This is a genomic window from Tahibacter soli (assembly GCF_025717065.2).
GTDB classification, from domain to species: domain Bacteria; phylum Pseudomonadota; class Gammaproteobacteria; order Xanthomonadales; family Rhodanobacteraceae; genus Tahibacter; species Tahibacter soli.
Genome location: NZ_JAOVZO020000014.1, coordinates 198,905 through 216,821 on the forward strand (window position 1 = coordinate 198,905; position 17,917 = coordinate 216,821).

The 17,917-nt window shown below is 70.9% G+C and carries 11 protein-coding genes; 8 read left to right on the forward strand and 3 right to left on the reverse strand.

Features of this window, described 5'->3' with window-relative positions:
• Positions 1-55: 55 nt before the first annotated feature.
• From OD750_RS09345 to OD750_RS09360, 4 genes are all read left to right on the forward strand, one after another.
• Positions 56-3,313 (forward strand): CHAT domain-containing tetratricopeptide repeat protein, encoded by a 3,258-nt coding sequence (locus OD750_RS09345; protein WP_263544917.1) that lies wholly within the window; start codon positions 56-58, stop codon positions 3,311-3,313.
• On the forward strand, positions 3,310-3,888 hold the full coding sequence (locus OD750_RS09350) for a hypothetical protein (RefSeq protein ID WP_263544916.1): 579 nt from the start codon (positions 3,310-3,312) through the stop codon (positions 3,886-3,888). Before OD750_RS09345 ends, OD750_RS09350 begins: the two co-directional genes overlap by 4 nt.
• Before the next feature lie 49 nt (positions 3,889-3,937).
• Positions 3,938-4,654 carry a hypothetical protein gene (locus OD750_RS09355; protein ID WP_263544915.1) on the forward strand — a complete coding sequence of 239 codons (717 nt, stop codon included), beginning with the start codon at positions 3,938-3,940 and terminating at the stop codon, positions 4,652-4,654.
• A gap of 240 nt (positions 4,655-4,894) precedes the next feature.
• Entirely contained in the window at positions 4,895-6,064 is a 1,170-nt protein-coding gene (locus OD750_RS09360; protein WP_263544914.1) for an MFS transporter, read from the forward strand.
• A gap of 190 nt (positions 6,065-6,254) precedes the next feature.
• On the opposite strand, the gene OD750_RS09365 is transcribed toward OD750_RS09360, so the two are convergent.
• From OD750_RS09365 to OD750_RS09375, 3 genes are all read right to left on the reverse strand, one after another.
• Entirely contained in the window at positions 6,255-8,267 is a 2,013-nt protein-coding gene (locus OD750_RS09365) for a hypothetical protein (RefSeq protein ID WP_263544913.1), read from the reverse strand.
• Between the two features lie 126 nt (positions 8,268-8,393).
• On the reverse strand, positions 8,394-10,778 hold the full coding sequence (locus tag OD750_RS09370; protein ID WP_272841905.1) for a BACON domain-containing protein: 2,385 nt from the start codon (positions 10,776-10,778) through the stop codon (positions 8,394-8,396).
• Between the two features lie 168 nt (positions 10,779-10,946).
• Positions 10,947-13,280, reverse strand: a complete 2,334-nt coding sequence (locus OD750_RS09375; protein WP_263544911.1) for a winged helix-turn-helix domain-containing protein — start codon at positions 13,278-13,280, stop codon at positions 10,947-10,949.
• 262 nt (positions 13,281-13,542) lie between these two features.
• On the opposite strand from OD750_RS09375, the gene OD750_RS09380 reads away from it, so the two are divergent.
• From OD750_RS09380 to OD750_RS09395, 4 genes are all read left to right on the forward strand, one after another.
• Positions 13,543-14,034 (forward strand): hypothetical protein, encoded by a 492-nt coding sequence (locus OD750_RS09380; RefSeq protein WP_263544910.1) that lies wholly within the window; start codon positions 13,543-13,545, stop codon positions 14,032-14,034.
• A gap of 143 nt (positions 14,035-14,177) precedes the next feature.
• Complete coding sequence (locus tag OD750_RS09385; protein WP_263544909.1) at positions 14,178-15,863, forward strand: ArnT family glycosyltransferase; 1,686 nt, start codon at positions 14,178-14,180, stop codon at positions 15,861-15,863.
• 141 nt (positions 15,864-16,004) lie between these two features.
• Complete coding sequence (locus OD750_RS09390; RefSeq protein WP_263544908.1) at positions 16,005-17,063, forward strand: sensor histidine kinase; 1,059 nt, start codon at positions 16,005-16,007, stop codon at positions 17,061-17,063.
• On the forward strand, positions 17,060-17,842 hold the full coding sequence (locus OD750_RS09395) for a LytR/AlgR family response regulator transcription factor (RefSeq protein WP_263544907.1): 783 nt from the start codon (positions 17,060-17,062) through the stop codon (positions 17,840-17,842). Before OD750_RS09390 ends, OD750_RS09395 begins: the two co-directional genes overlap by 4 nt.
• The last annotated feature ends 75 nt before the right edge of the window (positions 17,843-17,917 follow it).

The window sequence follows — 17,917 nt, forward strand, 5'->3', positions numbered from 1 at the left end:
CGTGGCGATCGGCGTCGCGGGTATATTCGCGGCGGGCAACCGACGCGGACGGGCGATGACGCGAGCGCAGCACCGACGACGAGCGATCCGCTGCGCGGCCGCGGCGCTCGGGTTTGCATGGCTGGCCGCCGCCGTCGCGCAGGCGCCGCCGGACGAACGCCGGCTTGCGCCGGGTGCGGCCGTCGACGAGACGCTCGCCGCAAAAGCAACTCGGCGCTATCGCGTGAAGCTCGCGTCGGGGCAGGCGGTCGACGTCGCGTTCGTGCAGCGCACGGCGACGCTGCGGCTGCGCGTTGCGTCGACGTCGGACTCGCCCCTCTATCAGAACGACGCGGGCCGCCAGGCGCGCCTCGCCGTGACGCTCGTGGCCGAACGCGCCGGCGACGTTGTGCTCGACGTCGCCGCGAAGAACGGCGCCGCCGCGACGTACGCGGTGCGCGTCGGCAAGCCGCATGCGGCGACCGCGCGGGACCGTCGGCGCGCGGCGGCCGAGCGCGCGCTCGCGACCGCCGAAAACCTGCGGCGCGAAGCCGGCAGTCTCGAAGCCGGCAAGCGCGCGACCGCCGACGATCTGCCCGCGCGCGCCGTCGCGGCTTATCGGGCCGCGATCGATGCCGCGAACGCGGCCGGCGAGCGCTGCATCGCCGCAGTCGCACAGACCGGGCTTGCACGCTGGCACTTCGCGCGCGGCGACTACGGGGAGGCGCGGCGCTACGCGCAAGCCGCGCTGCCGACGCCGTGCGGCGGCGACGACGATCTCGCCGCCGCAGCCGAGGCCGCCGCCGCGGAGCGCACGCTCGGCTCGGCGCTGGGCTATCTCGGCGACCTCGTCGCGGCGACGGCATGGTCGGAACGCGCGCTCGCACGCTACCGCAAGACCGGCGATCCGGCGTTCCAGGCGATGCTGCTCGGCAATCTCAGCGCGAACTATCGCGTGCTCGGCGAAAGCCACCGCGCGCTCGCGACCGCGCAGGCCGCGCTCGACGTCGCACAGTCGCTCGGCGATACGAAACGCGCGCTGTTCGTGCGCGAGAGCATCGCCGCGGTCCACCTGCAGCGCGGCGAACTCGCGCCGGCGCTGCGCGGCTATCGCGAGATCGTAGACGCGCTGCCGGCCACGCCGTATCCGCTCGTCGAAGGCATGGCCTGGAACAATCTCGGCCTCGTCTACGGCCGGCTCGGCGATCGTCGCGCGCAGGAAGACGCCTACCGCCGCGCGAGCGCCGCGTGGACCGCGAGCGGCGACCGCGCCGGCCTCGCCGAAACCGAACTCAACGCGGCCGACGCGCTGCTCGACGCGGGCCGCGTCGACGACGCGGAAGCGGCGTATCGCCGCGCGCTCGCGTTCGACCGCGAGCACGGCTTCAAGCGCGAAGAAGTGCACGCGCTCGGCGGCCTGGGCCGGGCGGCCGTCGCGCGGCGCGACTGGCCGCAGGCGCAGACGCAGCTGGACGCCGCGCGCGATCTTGCCAGGCAGATCCGCGCCGAAGCGCTCGAAGCCGGCATCGAACAAGGACTCGGCGATCTCGCGAGCGTGCGCGGCGACGCGAAGGCGGCCGGCGACGCGTATGCGCGAAGCCTCACGCTCGCCGAAAAAACCGGCGACCGCGCGACGCGCGTCGCGGCGCAGGCGAGCCTCGCGCGGCTCGACGCCGACGCCGGCCGGCTCGACGCGGCGCAAAAGCGCATCGAAGGCGCGCTCGCGCTGATCGAATCGGAGCGCGCGGCGATACCCGATCCGCAGCTGCGCACGACGTATTTTTCGACGCAGCGCGCGTACTACGACCTCTACGTCGACGTGCTGATGCGCCGCCATGCGCGCTCGCCGCGTGACGGCTACGCGGTACGCGCGCTCGTCGCGGCCGAGCGGGCGAGGACGCGCGCGCTGCTCGATCTCGTCGTCGCGCGGCGCATCGATCTCGCGCCGCGCATCGATGCCGCGCTCGCGGCGACCTTGCGCGATGCCGAGGACACGCGCCGCGAACTCGCGTGGCGATACGCGCAGCTGCCGGCCGATGCCGACGTCGCCGCGCGCGACGCGCTGCGCGACGACATCGACCGCGCCGAGCGCGAACTCGACGCCGCACGCGGTCGCGTGCGCGACGCCGATCCGCGCTATGCCGCGCTCGCGCAGCCGGCGCCGCTCGACGTCGCCGCCGTGCAGCGCGATCTCGACCCCGGCACGGCGGTGTTCGAATACTGGCTCGGCGAGACGCGCGGCACCGCGTGGCGCGTGACGCGCGACGGCGTCGATGCGATCGCGCTGCCGCCGCGCGAAAAACTGGAGCGCGACATCGACGCGCTGCGCGAACGCTTGCACGCGTCAGACGCGGTCGCCACGACATCGATCGACGCGCTGGCGGCGCGACGCCGCGCCGACGATGCCGCGACGCTGCAGCTCGCGGCCAGGCTCGGCGAACGGGTGCTGCCACGCGCGTGGCGCGACGGCGCGAGTCGGCACGTCGTGATCGCCGACGGCGGCTTGCTGCGTATTCCCTTTGTATTGTTTGCGCCGGACGCGGCGGCGGCGCCGGTCTACGCGCCGTCGCTGACGACCTTGCGCGAAATCCGGCGCCGCCCGCGCGGCGCGGCCGGTCGCGCGTATGCGGTGATCGCCGATCCGGTGTTTCGCGCCGACGATCCGCGGTTGCCCGCGTCGCCGGCGTCGCCCGATACGGCCGTCGCGTGGCGATCTGCCGCGCCGACCGACCTGCGCGAACTGCCGCGCCTTCGCGAGACGCGCCGCGAAGCGCAGGCGATCGCCGCGCTGCGTGCCGATCCCGCGCCGTGGATCGCGACCGACTTCGCCGCGAACCGGCGCGACGTGCTCGCGGCCGACTGGTCGCGCTATGCCGGCGTGCACTTCGCGACGCATGCGCTCGTCGACCGGCGCAATCCGGAACTGTCGGGCATCGTGCTGTCGCTGTACGACAAGGACGGGCGTCCCGACGACGGTTTCCTGCGCGCTGGCGACGTCTACCGGCTCGACATGCCGGTCGACCTCGTCGTGCTCAGCGCGTGCGATTCGGCCGACGGCGAAGCGCCGGGCGCCGAAGGCGTCTACAGCCTGTCGCGCGCGTTCTTCCATGCCGGCGCGCGCCGCGTCGTCGCGAGCCTGTGGCCGGTGGACGACCGCGCGGGCGCGCAGTTCATGGAACAATTCTACAAGGCGCTTTTGCAAGAGGGCGCGGCGCCGGAAGTCGCGCTGGCGGCGGCTCAGCGGCAGTTGCGCGAATCGCCGCGCTGGCGCGCGCCGACATACTGGGCCGCGTTCGTGCTGCAGGGCGATTACACGCGGTCGGCGCCGCGATGAGCCGGACGGCGACCGCGCACGGCGATGCGTTCGACACGCTGCTCGGCGCGCTCGCGGCCGAACCGGGCGGCGGCGCGCGCGCGTACGAGCGATTGCGCGAACGGCTGCTCGCGCTGCTGCGCGTCTACGTGCCGGCCGAAGCCGACGCGCTCGCCGACGTCGTGCTCGACCGGCTGGCGCGGCGCATCGCCGAAGGCGTCGCGATCGACGACGTGCGCGCGTACGCGCTCGGCATCGCGCGGCTCGTCGTCAAGGAGGCGCGGGCGCGCGAAATGCGGCAGCGCGACGCGGCGGCCGATCCGACGCTCGTCCCGGATGCCGACGACGACGATCGCGAAACGCGCGATGCCGCGCTCGCGGCATTGCGTGCGTGCCTGGCGCAGATCGATGCGGCGGCGCGCGCCTTGATCCTCGCGTACTACGGCGCCGACGGCGGCGCGCGCATCCGCGAGCGGCAGCGGCTCGCCGACGCGTGCGGCAGCACGCTCAACGCGCTGCGCAACCGCGCGTTGCGGCTGCGCGTGCGGATCGAGGAATGCCTGAAGCGCCGGCTCGGCGACGGAGGCCTCGCGTGATGGATCGCCGCGCGCCGACACACTCGGGAACGACCCGAACAAAAACGCCATGACCGACGCGAACGCGCCGACCGACGACACCTTGCGCCGCTGGCTGCTGCAGCAGCTGACGGACGCCGACGCGCAAGCGCTCGACGCGCGGCTGATGCACGACGACGCGCTCGCCGAGCGCCTGCGCGAGGCCGAGACCGATCTGATCGACGATGCCGCGCGCGGCGCGCTCGGCGCGGACGACGCCGAGGCGTTCAGACGGTATCGGCTCGTCGACCCGCAAACGCGCGAGCGGCTGGTCGCGGCACGCGCGTTCGCGCGATTGCGCGAGGAAGAAGGCGGGCAGGAGGTCGTGCGACGTCCGCATCGCCGTCGCCTTGCGTGGCTCGCCGCGGCGGCGATCGCGGCGGCGGCGATCGTGCTGCCGATGCGCTGGACGTCCCCGCCGGCAACGCTGCCGACGTACGTGCTGCTCGCGCAGACCGCGCGAGGCGCCGAGGCGGCGTTGACGCTGCCGGCACCGCAGACGGCGGTGCGCCTGCAAGTGGAAGTCGCCGACGCGACGCGGCGCTATGCGCTCGCGATCGAGACGAACGGTCGCCGCACGCCGCTCGCGCGGGACCTCGTTCCACGCGAGGCCGACGGGTATGCGTACGTCGAAGCGCGCGTCGAGGCGGCGCTATTGGGGCAGGGACGTCGCCGCGTGGTGTTGATCGCAGCGTCGGGCGAGGTCGAGCGCGATTGGACGGTGGTCGTCGGGGCGGCTGGCGAATGAGAGGGAACAAGCAACCTTCAGCGAAACCGCGATGCCGATGCAGATCCCTCCGATGTGCGGTTGAGTTGCACCTGCACCCGATGTTCCCGGCAGTGCCGAAACGCGCCTTGCTCGTGGCCGACGTTTGCCATTCCCGACATTCAAGCTTCCGAGACAAACAGCCGCACCGCCTGGAACATACCTGGACGGGCCATTCGTTCGCCTCGGTCCGAACCGCGTTACGATTTCTTCTTCGCATCCATGACCGCGGTGCGCGTCTCTTCCAGATCAATGTCCGACATACGCCATACGCAACGCAAGCAACAGGTCGCAACACGTGCGGCGTTCTTCGTTCCCGGTTTCGTCATCGCCTGCTGGGGACCTTTGGTGCCGTTCGCCAAAGCGCGCGCGGGTTTGAATGACGCGATGCTCGGGGTGGTATTGCTATGCCTGGGGCTCGGCTCGCTGATGGCAATGCCGCTCTCCGGAATGCTCGCGGCGAAGCACGGCTGCAGAAACGTCATGGCCGCGACCGTGGCGGCGATGGTCCTGATCCTGCCGCTGCTCGCCGTGGTGTCGTCGCCGATCGCGATCGGCCTCGTCCTGCTTGCGTTCGGCGGGGCCGTCGGCGCGATGGATTGCGTGATGAATATTCAAGCCGTCGTCGTCGAACGCGAGTCGGGCCGGTCCATGATGTCGGGCTTCCATGCCTTCTACAGCGTTGGAAGCCTCGTCGGCGCAGCCGCGGTTTCCCTTTTGCTTTCCATCGGAGCGAACGCGCTGGTTGCGACGCTCGCCGTTGCCGCAGGCGCAGTGTCAGTAACGCTGCTGTCGATGTTCCACTGGCGTACCGAACGCGCATCGCATGACGGCGCCACGTTCGCGCTCCCGAGGGGCGTCGTCATCTTCATCGGCGCCATCTGCTTCGTAACCTTCCTCGCGGAAGGCTCGATGCTCGACTGGAGTGCGGTGTTCCTGCATGAAGTCCGATCGGTCGACATCTCGCATGCGGGCTGGGGATTTGTTGCGTTCAATCTTGCGATGACCGTGACGCGCCTCCTCGGCGACAAGGCGGTCGACCGGCTCGGTCGTTCGCCGGCGGTTCTGATCGGAGGGCTGCTGGCGGGCGCGGGCTTCGCGCTGGCCACGTGGGCGCCGAGCTTTGAACTCGCGTTGCTTGGCTATGCGCTAGTCGGTGTGGGTTGCGCGAACATCGTGCCCGTCATGTTCACGCTTGCCGGAAAGCAGACTCGCATGCCGGAGCGCATCGCGATACCCGCCGTAACGACGATGGGTTACGCAGGTGTGCTCCTGGGACCGGCGTCGATTGGCTTCATCGCGCAGCAATGGTCGCTGCAGGTCGCCTTCCTTCTGGCGGCAGCGGCGCTCGCCTGCGTGGGCGTGATGGGGTCGTTGCTTCGCCCCCACTGACGATGCGGCCTGTGCCCGGCGACGAGACTTGCTGCGGCGCGTGATCCGCGAGCGGCAGTCGCGTCGGACGTCTGGCTCGGCCCGACGCGCGCTGGTCCTTTCAATCTGGAATCTCCGGCTTTGGCGACATGCGCCGCGGCGGAAAACGGAAACGGCCGGCGGCCCACCCACGCCGCCGGCCGTCGTTCGCTCAGTTGCGCCGATACGCGTACTCATACGCGAAATGCGACGCCGCCTTGTTCTGCCAGTTGTTGAGCAGGTGATACGTGCGGCGCCAGAGCCACCATTTGATCTTGATGCCGAACAGCTTGAAGCTGATCTTGCGGCCGCGCTGGTATTCCTTCATCTGCGCGGCGAACAGCGGATGCACCGGGCGCACGCCGTCCGGGCCGGCCGCGTAGATCGCCGCGTCGGTGATCGCGCTCGATTCTTCGCGCATCGGATTGCCGAACAGGTTGTCGCGGTACGGGCGCGGCACCCACGCGCTCTGGTTCGACGCCGACGGCAGCGGGTTCGCGTCGTCGGTTCCGCCGAGGAACGAATGGTCGACCGCGCCCTGGATGAACGAATAGACGTTGCGCAGGCGGCGGCGCGAATCGAGGATCGTGCCGGAGAACGCGTCCTCGACCGGCATGACCATGCCGCTGGGCGCGAGCCACGGCGAGCACATCGCGCTCATGTACTTGAGCGGCACGATCGCCTTGACGCGGCGCTGATCCCAGAACTGCCCGACCGCGCGGCCGAACGGAATGCCGAGGTCGAACGCCTTGACGAGGCCCGTGACCATGAAGCCGGTCGACGGAATCGCCCACGGCGCGACCGGCGTCGGATTGCCGCACGACGAATCCATCGTCACGACGCCGTCGTCGTTGCCGGGATGCACGAGCTTGGTGCCGAGGATGCCGAACGCGTAGTTGCCGCGCGTATGCGCGCCCGACACCGTGATCGTGGTAACCGGCGACTCCTCCATCACGGGATGCCAGCGCTGATGCGTATACAACGGCGTCAAGTCCACGAGTACCGTCTGGAGCGCCGCGGCGAGGCTCCAGCCGCAGTTGCCGCCGCCGCCGAACCACGACGAGATGACGTCGCACAGCGGGTCGGTCGGATCCATGAGGCTCGACAGTGCGATCGCGGCGCTCGCCAGGCGGCTGCCCGACAGCGCCGACGCCATCGCGATGTGGCCGCGGAAGCGCTTGACCAGCGGCTTGTACGCCGCGCCGTAGTCGCCGAGCTGCAGGCGGCCCATCGCGCTGTTCATGATCAGGCCGCCGGTGGAATGCGTCACGACGATGCAGCCGTTCGCGCAGAACGGCATCTTGACGACGCTGTCGGGCGGATAGCTCGGCGGCGTCAGCACGTTCTGCCCGGTGTTCATCGCGCGGATGACCTGGGTCAGAAAGGCGTGCTGCGCGTATTCGAGGCGCTGCGCGGTGCTCCACGCGACGATCAGCAGGCGGTTGCCCTTCGGCACGTAGCTCGGCGAGCCGCCGGCCGGCCACTGGTAGCCGGCGAGCGCGTTGTTGTACGGATTGCCGATGTCCCACAGGTGCTCGCGAATGTGCGGCGTCCAGTATTCGACCGCCTTGTCGTAGAAATAGCCGCCCGGCTGGTACGCCGACTGGGTGTTGGGCCACAGGCTCGTGGCGCCCTGATGGCCCGACATGGCGTCGGTCAGCGCCTTCATCGACAGGCCGTGGATGTAAATGATGTCGCGGCCGGCGAACGGCTCGCCGTCGCGCAGGAACACCTCGCTGTCGCACGGATAGACCTGTTTCTTGTAGTAGCACACCGGCTTGGCGTTGAACGCCGGCAGCTTCGGCAGCTGCAGGTCGGGCAGACCGCCCAGCAGGTCGGGCAGCAGATCCTTTTCGAACGTATCGACGGTCGCGTCGTTGGCGATGTCGGCGTCGGATTCGGGTTCCTCGGCTTCCGGCGGCAGCGTGCCGCCGATCGACGGTTCGCACGGCAGCGGGTACATCGCGTCGGTCGTCGTGTCGAGGTCGGGATACACGGTCGAGAGCGGGCCGACTTCCTCGTCGACGTCTTCCGGACCTTCGATCTCGGTCGCGCCGGCCGGCAGCGTGACGTTGCCGCGCGGATCGAGCTTGGCTTCTTCGGGACACGGAACGGCCCAGGCCGCGGGCAGAAACGCGAACAGGGCGAGGCCGCCGAAACGGGCGAGCGTTCGGGTGCGGTGCATGAGGGGAATCTCCTGGCATTGAGGTCCGCCGCCGCGCCGGCGGCGCGTGGGGCGGACCTCTCGATGCTAGGAATCCCGACCGGGCAAAGCTGGGAACGATGCGGGAACGAAGCGGGACGCGAACCGCTACGGAACGACGATCGCGTTGCCCGTGCGGTCGTACGCGTAGTCGAGCACCGTCGCCGGATAGCCGTTGCCGGCGGCGGCCTTGAGATGCACGTAGCCGTAGTTCACCTGGCCGGTGGCCTCGTTGTAGAACTTGAAGCCGAGGTAGCCGGTCGCGCCGGGCGTCCAGTTTTCCAGTTGTTTGGACGTCTGCGCGTACCAGATCGTGCCGTCGGGGCCGACCGTCCGGCCGCGCTGCAGCACCGAGTAGCGCACGGCGCCGGTGTCGTTGACGTCGATCACGCCGCCGACCGCCGCGTTCGCGACCATGTCCGCGTACCAGTACACGTACAGCGACGGCGAGGGGGCTTGCGTGGCGAGATACAGGTTCACGTCGGCGACGAAGTCTTCGCGCCACGGGCCGTGTTCGCCGGTCACGAGGTCGATCGCGAGGCCGTCGATGTCGGCCGGCACCGGCCAGTTCAGCGGGCCGCTCGCGACGATGTCGCCGCCGTTGCCGCCCGCGCCGTCGAAGCCGTCGCGGAAGATCGTGTCGGCGGCGGAAGGCGGCGTCACGGTCGCGGCGACCGGCACCGCGAACGACGGATGCGCCGGATCGTTCGTCGTCACGCACAGCACGCCGTCGTGCGGGCCGGCCGCGAGCGCCGAGGCGTCGGCCGCGACCCACACGTCGATCGAATCGCCGGCCGCGAGCGTGCCGGCGACCGGCGTCGCGGTCAGCCATGCGGCATCGCCGGCCATCGCGCACTGGCTCGACGCCGTGGCGTTCGTGAAATTCAGCGCGGCGGTGCCGACGTTCGCGATCGTCACGCGTTCGGCGCGCGTTTCGCCCGCCTCGACATCGATCGTCAGCGCGTTCGCCGACAGCGCGGCGGCGGGGCCGGTGGGACCGGCGGCGCCGAGCGTCACCGAGTCGATCCACCAGCCGTTCGGCGCCGGCGCGACGCTGGACGAATCCGTGCCGAAGCGCCAGCGGAAGCGCACGTCGCGGTTCGCGGCGGCGGCGGGCAGCGTCACGCGCGTCGTCAGGAACGTGTTGCGCGTGCCGCCGGCCCACGCGGCGCGCGCGCCGAGCGGATTGCCGCCGCAGCAGGCCGGCAGCGTCGCGGTGTAGCCGCCCGACACGAACGCGCCGCCCGCCGTGACGATATCCTGGAACGGCGCGCCGTCAATCGCGATTTCCAGCACGCCGCCGTCGTACGGGCTCGTCTCGTGCGCCCAGCGATGGCGGAACGCGAGCTCGTCGTTCGCGCCGGCGTGCACGACCGGGCTGTACAGGCTGCTTTCGCCGGCCGCCGCCGGTTCCGGCACGTACGCGGCGTTCGGCGCGCCGTCGAACACGGCCGTCTGCGTGGCGAAGGCCGTGCCCGCGCCCGACGCGTCGGTCGTCCAGCCGGCCGGCAATGCCGGTGCGGTCACGTCGTCGAAATTCCACGACGCGCCCTGCGCCGGCGCGCTCGTCGCGATCGACAGCGACCACACTTCGCTGCCGCCGTTCGGCGTGGTGCCGAGGTGCGTCACGGCGCCGGTCGCGGTGTCGACCGTGTACACCTGGCCCTGGAACGCGCCGCCCGCGCCGAGCGCGCCAAACGCGGCCCAATACAGCGTGTCGGTGCGCTTGTCGAAATCCATGCCCTGCGCGTAGGCGGCGTTGACGCCGGTCGGGCCGATCACGTCGACGTCGCCCGTCGTCTTGTTCACCTTGACGAGATAGTTGTCGTACGGGTCGACCAGGTTGATCGCGTAGATCTCGCCGACGGAATTGATCGCGAGGTCCATCAGCACGAAATCGCCCGAACCGCCGGCGATCGGCGCGACCGGCGTCACCGCGGCGGTGACCGTATCGATCGTGTACAGATTGCAGCCGACGCCGACGACGTGGTTGCAGGCCGCCGCGTAGACGTTGTCGGTGACCGGATCCCACTTCATGCCGACCCAGAATTCGCCTTCGACCGGCGGCACTGCGTCGCCGATCTCTTCGGGCGTGCCGTCGGCCGTGCTGATCGTCGTCAGCCGGTTCGCGTTGCCGACGAAATACTGCTTGCTGAAATCGTTGCGGACGAACGTGCCGGTCCACAGCTGCGGATCGGGCGGCGGCGGGCCGACCGCGGCGAAATTCGTCGGCGCGGACGCGTCGAACGCCGTGTAGTAGCGCGTGAAGCTCAGCGTCATTTCCAGCGCGTACGCCGGCACGGAACCGAGCAGAAGGTGCACCGAGCGCGGCGTCGCGCCGGGCGCGGCGGCCGGCACGGGCCGCGCCGCCTGCACGTCGGGCGTGAGCGTGCCGCGCGTCGGCGCGGTATCGGCGAAGGCGGGTACGGTCGGCGCGCCGGCCAGCAGCAGCGGCAGGAGCAGGGTCGGCAATCGGCGTGAGATCGGATTCACTGTGGATGTCCCGTATCGGTTGAAAGCGCTCGCGCATGGCGCGGCGGACCGCGGACGATCACAGCCGAATGCGCGACCCGACGCGCCGCGCGACCATGGCCGTTTCATGAGCGATTCGGTCAACCGGTTGAAATAAAAGGAAACGATGCACACGGCGCGCGCGTCGAATCAGCGCAGCTGCCGCGCCGCGGCGGCGAGATCGCCGGGCAGCGGCCGTTCGCCGGCCAACGCGCGCACGCCGGCGAGCGCGTGCGCGAACGCCTCGGGCTGGCGCAGCGCGAGATACAGCCGTGCCTGCAGCACGGCGCAGGCGTAGTCGCGATCGGCCCACTGGCTCGCCTGGCCCGCGACCGTCGTCGCCTGCGCCAGATCGCCGGCCGCCAGCAGCGATTGTCCATAAGACACCACGACTTCGGCGATATCCGCCGGCGCGCCGCTGCGGCGCGCGACCGTCAGCGCGGCTTCGTATGCGCGGCGCGCGGCGAGATTATCCGACGACCATTGCGATTCGGCGTCGGCGATGCGCGCATAGATCGACGTCGCGTCGTCGCTCTGCGGCTGCGCCACGAAACGGCGCGTTTCGGCGTCGGCCGCCGCCGCGTCGCCGGCCGCGCGCAGCGCACGGATCATGAGCAGCGTCGCGTCGTTGCGGATGCGCGCGTAGACCGGCGAGGCGAGATCGGGCTCGCGCAGCCGCGTCATGGCGGCGGCGGCGCGCGCCGCCGCGCCGGACGCGTCGTCCGCGGCGTAGGCGAGGTGCGCCAGCTCGATGCGGATCGTCGCGTCCATGCCGGCGACCTGCGCCGACGCGGCATTGCCGGCGAGCGCATCGAGGAGCGTGCGTGCGGCCTGCAGCCGGCCGTTCTGCGCGGCGACGCGCGCGGCGGCGTAGCGGAACAGCGCGTCGGTCAGCGGCTGGTCGAGCCGCGGCAGCCACGGTTCGGCGCGGTCGATCGACGCCTGCGCGGCCTGCGGCTGCAGCAGCGAAAGCTGCTCGGTCGCGGCGTTGCCGAGCGCGTCGACCAGTCCGTCGGCGTCGCCGAAACGCTCGAAGCGGTCGGCCGCTTCGTTCCACATCGCGAGCGCTTCGGCATGGCGCGCGCGCACCGCGAGCAGCGTCGCCTGCTGGCCGTGCAGCCGCGCCAGCTGCAGGCTCGCGCCCGCGAGTTCGAACGCGATGCGCGCCTGCGAAAAGTCGGCGTCGGCGCGGTCGAGATCGCCTTGCACCATCGTGAAGATGCCGCGGCCGTACAGCGCCTCGCCGAGCCATTGCGGCGCGTTGAGGCCGCCGAGCACGCGGATCGCCTCGTCGAGCTTCGCCGTCGCGCCGGCGAGGTCGCCTTCTTGCGCGATGGGCCCCGAGACGCCGATCAGCGCACGGGCGCGCGTCGTCGCGTCGACGTCCTGCGTCGCGGCGCGGTCGAGAATTTCGAGATAGCCCTGTTTCGCGGCGGCCATGCGCTGCGTCGCGAGATCGACGTCGGCGCGGCGCAGCAGCCACGGCACGCCGTCGCGCAGCGGCGCCGGCGCGGCGTCGACGAGTTCGCGCGCGGCGGCGTAGTCGCGATCGAGCGTCGCCGCGTCGATGCGCTCGAGCCATTGCGCGGCCGACGCGTCGCCGTGCGCGGCGCCGACGTCGGCGCTCGTGCGGCCGATCGCGGCGAGCAGGCGCCGGCTCGCCTCGCGCGTCGCGGCGATCGCGCCGTCGCCGCTGCCTTCGACTTCGCGGCGCACGCGGCCGTCCTCGCGCCATTCGATGCGGGTGACCCAGCCGTTGGCGACGCGCCGCGCCGTCGCGGCAACGAAACGACCGGCGCCGGTCGCCGCGCCGACGCGATCGTCGTCGAGCAGCGCGACGCGGTCGTTGCGCGCCGCCGCGGCGATGTTGTCGCTCGGCACGACGCGCAGACCCGCGGCGCGCAGGTCGTCGGCGATGCGGTCCATCAGGCCCAGGCGCAGCCAGGCCGATTCGGGCTCGGTGCCGGTCGCGACCGGCAGCACCGCGACGACGTCGCTCATGCCGCCGGCGGCCGGCGCTCGCAGCAACCACGCGGCCAGCGCGGCGACGGCGGCGAGCGCGGCGACGCCGGCCGCGACGACGCGGGCAGGGCGGTGCCGCCTGCCCGGCGGTGCCGCAGGCGCTTGCTTTTCGGACACGTGCGTTTCGGTCGGATCGGCCGCGTCGCCGACCTGCGTCTGCGCGACCCAGCGATAGCCGAAACGCGGCACGGTACGCACGAACGCCTGCGCTTCGCCTTCGTCGCCGATCGTGCGGCGCAGCTTGCGCATGAGCTGGCCGAGCTGCGCGTCGGTGACGTCGGCGCGGCCCCACACCGCGGCTATCAGCTCGTCGCGGCCCACCGCGCGGTCGCGGTGCTCGATCAGCCAGACGAGCCCGTCGAACACTTTCGGCGAGACGTTCACGAGCGTGCCGCCGGCCTGCAGTTCGCGCGCGGCGACATCGAGGCGGAACGTCGCGAAACGATAGACGGGTCGAATCATTGCTCGTGCGTGGATGGCGCCGCCGCCGGTACGATCGCAGGTCGGAACGACAGACGGCCGCGGCGATCGCGCGTTGCTGACGACGGATACGGCGGGTCCGGCAGGTTCCGCCGCGAGTCACTATAGAGGATTCGCGCGGGCGCTCCATCGCCATTCGGCGATGTTCCGTTCGCTGCCGGCCGCTCTATACTCGCGCGATGTTCGACGTCCACGACAACAAGGTGCGCGACGGCCACTAGGGAACACAACCCTAGGAGTCGCCATGTATCTGCTTGCCGGGCCCGACGCGGGCCCGTTCACCTTGCTGCACCTTCCCACGGGTGAGATCCGCCTCTACGCGACCGCCCGCGCGGCTGCCGCGTTTCTGCGCGCGCGCGGCATCGCCCGTCTCGTCGGCGATCCGGCGTTCGCCGAGCTGGTCCGCCCGACCGTCAATCGCTCGCTCGACATCGCGCAATGGCGCCTGACGAACGTCTACGGCGAACGCCTGTCGTCGGCCGATCTGCCGGCGGCGCCGTTGCCGCCGCGACGTCGCGACGGCGGATTCGGGGCAGGTTGGCGTCTGCACTGGCGCGCGGCACGGCTGTTTCGCGTCGTGCGCGAAGCGGCGTCGCGCGACGATCTGGAAGCGCCGCCGCGCGCGTCGCGCCGCGCACATCTGCTGCCGACCGTCTGGGACGACCTGACGCGTCACACCGAGCGTTGCTGGAAGCGCCAGCGCCGCACGCAGTGGAAGCTGCGCCGGGCGGATTGACCGTCGCCGGTCGCGCGTCGCGCGGCGTACGGATCGCCCGCGCGCCGCGCTTAACGCGCGACTGAGATTCGCATCAGGGGTCTTTACACCGCGCCGCGGAAACTGCGCCGCGCCGCCCGCCGGCGGCGCCTTCCGTCCGCGCCATGCACCCGACATCCAGCCCCCGGTACGGCCGTCTCGACGGCCGCGCCGCCGTCTTTCCGCGCAGCGGCGTCGTGCCGCTGCGCGACGCGATTTCGCAACACGTTTACTTGTACTTTTTGCTGCTTTGCGCATTCGTCGCACGCTTGACGACCATCGGCGCGTATCCGCTGACGGACAACACCGAGGCGCGCTACGCAGAGATCGCGCGCAAGATGGTCGAGACGGGGCAGTGGCTCGTGCCGCAGATCGACTACGGCGTTCCGTTCTGGGGCAAGCCGCCGCTGTCGATGTGGCTGACGGCGGCCTCGTACGAGGCGTTCGGCGTGAGCGCGTTCGCCGCGCGGCTGCCGTCGCTGCTGCTCGGCGTCGCGGTCTGCGTGCTCGTCTATCGTCTCGGCGCTTCGCGCGGCGGTCGCGAGCTCGGGTTGCGCGCGAGCGTCGTCGTCGGCACGAGCCTTTTGATGTTCGTGAGCGCCGGCGCCGTGATGACCGACCCCGCGATGTTGTTCGGCATCGCGTTGTCCATGACCGGCTACTGGTTCGCATTGGCCGAACGTTCGCGCCGCTGGGGCTATCTGTTCTTCATCGGCCTCGCTATCGGCCTCCTCGCCAAGGGCCCGGTCGCGACCGTGCTCACGGTGCTGCCGATCGGCGTATGGGCGATCGCCACCGGCCGCGTCGCCGAAAGCCGGCGCCGGCTGCCGTGGCTCGGCGGCAGCCTCGTCGCGATCGTGCTCGTCGTGCCGTGGTACTGGGCCGCGGAAGCGGCCAGCCCCGGCTTTCTGCGCTACTTCCTCGTCGGCGAGCATCTGCAGCGCTTTCTCGTGCCCGGCTGGAAGGGCGATCTGTACGGCGTCGGACACGAATACCCGCGCGGCACGATCGGGTTGTTCGCCCTCGCCGGCACGCTGCCATGGTCGCCGTGGCTGTTGTGGCGGATCGGGCGGCACGGTCTTGCGCGAACGGTCGAGCCGCTGCGCGCCGGCGACGGCTGGGGCTGGTATCTCGTCTGCTGGATGCTCGCGCCGGTCGCGTTCTTCACGCTGTCGCGCAATATCCTGCCGACGTACGTCTTGCCGGGTATCGCCGCGTTCGGTCTCGTCGTCGCGCACGCGTGGCAGCGGCGCGACGTGTCGGCGCCGCGGCGGCATTTCGTGTTGCTGGCGCTCGCTGCGCCGGCGCTGGCCGCGCTGCTGCTCGCGGCGTGGACGCGCGTCGGTTTTCAGTCGCAGCGGGAAATCGTGTCGGCGTATCGCGCGGCGTCGACGCGCGATGCGTCGCTCGTGTACTTCCGTCAGCGGCCGTATTCGGCGGCGTTTTATTCACAGGGCCGCGCGCGGCAGGCCGACGACGTGCAGGCGCTGCGCGAGCATCTCGAACGGTCGCCCGGTGCCTATGTCGCGACGGAAGCGCGTGCGCTGGCATTGCTGCCCGAGGACCTGCGCGCACGGCTCGCGGAAGTGGCGACGTCGCAGACCGGCAAATACGTGCTGCTGCACGCGGACGGGGATGAAACGGCGGGCCGGGAGGCGCCGGCCGGAAACAGCGGCTTTCGCGGCGACGAACCGATCCGTGATGCGCACGGATCGGCGCCGCTCGTTGCTTCGACTACAGCTTGCCGCGCGAACGCAGGTTGCTGCGGAGGCGGTTTTTGCGGCGACGGGCGCGGGAACGCTTCATGGTGAGTCCTTGTGGGTGGTCTTGAACCGGCGATTGTCGCACAGCTTGCGCGCCGGCGGCCCGTGCCGGCGCCTTTTGGCCGCCGCCACGACACCGTTCGCTGCATCGCGCCTGCTCGAACCGCGCCGTTGCGGCAAACTCCGCGGGTGAAAACCCGCCATTTCCTGCTCATCGCCGCCGCGTTCTGGACCGTGTTCGGCATCGTGACCGGCATCCTGGTCTGGATCAGCATGTTGAGCCACGGCCACTCGGTGCCGCGGCTGCTCGGCTATTTCCTCGTCGTCTGGCTCGCCTGGCTGGTGCCGACCTATGCCATCGCGCGGCTCGCCCGGCGGTTTCCGGTGGTGCCGCCGCGGCCGTCGAGCGTGCTCGTGCACGTGGCGGCCGCAACCGGCATCGCGATCGCGCACGCGCTGTACGAAGTGGCGATGATGCTGTGGCTGCAACCGTACGACCGGATGACCTCGAACCTGTCGCAGGTGAATTTCGGCAGCGTGCTGTTCTCGCGCGTGCCGCTCGAGTGGATCCTCTACTGCCTGGTGCTCGGCGGCGTGCTCGCGTTCGAGTACTACCAGCGCTATCACGAGCGCGCGCTGCTCGCCGCGCAACTCGAACGGTCGCTCGCCGACGCGAAGCTGCATGCGCTGGAACTGCAGCTGCAGCCGCACTTCTTGTTCAATACGCTCAACGCCATCGCCGGTCTCGTGCGCAGCGGGCGCAACGAGCAGGCCGTCACGATGATCGCGGGACTCGCCGACCTGTTGCGCTATTCGCTCGATCACGCGGGACGCCAGCGCGTGCCGCTGGCCGAGGAGATGGACATGGTCGAGCGCTATCTCGAAATCGAGAACGCGCGGTTTCCCGATCGCATGTCGTTTCGCGTCGACGTGGCCGACGGCGCCGGCCGCGCGCTGGTGCCGAACCTGATCCTGCAGCCGCTCGTGGAAAACGCGGTGCGCCACGGCATCGCCGGCATGGCCGCGGCGGGCACGATCGCGGTCGAAGCCGGCCGCGTCGGCGATCGCCTGCACATCCGCCTGCGCAACAGCGGCTCGCTCGCGGCCGCGCCGGTCGAAGGCATCGGCCTGCGCAACACGCGCGAGCGGCTGCGCACGCTGTACGGCGACGCGGCGGTGTTCGGCCTCGCCGCCGCGGGCGGCGGCGTGCTCGCGATACTCGATCTGCCGTGGGAACAGACATCGTGAGCGAAACGGGCGCCGCGCCGCTGAAAGTGCTGATCGTCGACGACGAGCCGCTCGCGCGCGAAGGGCTGGATGCGCTGTTGTCCAAAGATCGCGAAGTGGAAGTCGTCGGGCAGGCGACCGGCGTCGACGCGATCGCGCTGATCGCGCAACTGCGTCCGGATATCCTGTTCCTGGACATCCAGATGCCCGAGGTCGACGGTTTCGCGCTGCTCGAACGCGTCGGCGCCGACGCGGTGCCGGCGATCGTCTTCGTCACCGCGTACGATCGCTACGCGCTGCGCGCGTTCGACGTGCACGCGCTCGACTATCTGCTCAAGCCGTTCACCGACGCGCGTTTCGCCAGCGCGCTGGCGCGTGCGAAGGAGCGCGCGCGCAGCCGCCGGCACGGTGTGCTCGACGCGCGCATCGCCGATCTCCTGCGCGAGCGGCTGTCGCCACGCAAGCGGTTTCTGGTGCCGGCGCGCGACAAGACGATCGTCGTCGACGCGAACGACGTCGACTGGATCGAAGCGGCCGACTACTACATCTGCCTGCACGTCGGCGGCGCGAGCCATCTGTTGCGCGACACGATGGACGAGATCGAGCGCCAGCTCGACCCGCAGCAGTTCTTTCGCGCGCACCGCTCGGCGATCGTCAACCTCGCGCGCGTGCGCGAGATCCATCCGCTGTTTCGCGGCGACTGCGAACTGAAACTCGCCGACGGCACCGCCGTGCGCCTCTCGCGCAACCGCCGGCGCGAATTCGAGGCGCGCTTCGCGCAGATCGGCGTGCGCCGCTGACCCGTTCGCTGCATCGCGGCGCCCGTCCGCTGCCAATCGGTTTTGCGAACCCGCCGACCGGCGCATCGTGGCAAC

What these genes read in the sequence shown, in the direction of transcription:
- OD750_RS09355 (WP_263544915.1), top strand. Translation starts at nt 3,938, where the DNA reads ATGACCGACGCGAACGCGCCGACCGACGACACCTTGCGCCGCTGGCTG.
- OD750_RS09360 (WP_263544914.1), top strand. Translation starts at nt 4,895, where the DNA reads ATGACCGCGGTGCGCGTCTCTTCCAGATCAATGTCCGACATACGCCAT.
- OD750_RS09380 (WP_263544910.1), top strand. Translation starts at nt 13,543, where the DNA reads ATGTATCTGCTTGCCGGGCCCGACGCGGGCCCGTTCACCTTGCTGCAC.
- OD750_RS09345 (WP_263544917.1), top strand. Translation starts at nt 56, where the DNA reads ATGACGCGAGCGCAGCACCGACGACGAGCGATCCGCTGCGCGGCCGCG.
- OD750_RS09375 (WP_263544911.1), bottom strand. Translation starts at nt 13,280, where the DNA reads ATGATTCGACCCGTCTATCGTTTCGCGACGTTCCGCCTCGATGTCGCC.
- OD750_RS09365 (WP_263544913.1), bottom strand. Translation starts at nt 8,267, where the DNA reads ATGCACCGCACCCGAACGCTCGCCCGTTTCGGCGGCCTCGCCCTGTTC.
- OD750_RS09385 (WP_263544909.1), top strand. Translation starts at nt 14,178, where the DNA reads ATGCACCCGACATCCAGCCCCCGGTACGGCCGTCTCGACGGCCGCGCC.
- OD750_RS09350 (WP_263544916.1), top strand. Translation starts at nt 3,310, where the DNA reads ATGAGCCGGACGGCGACCGCGCACGGCGATGCGTTCGACACGCTGCTC.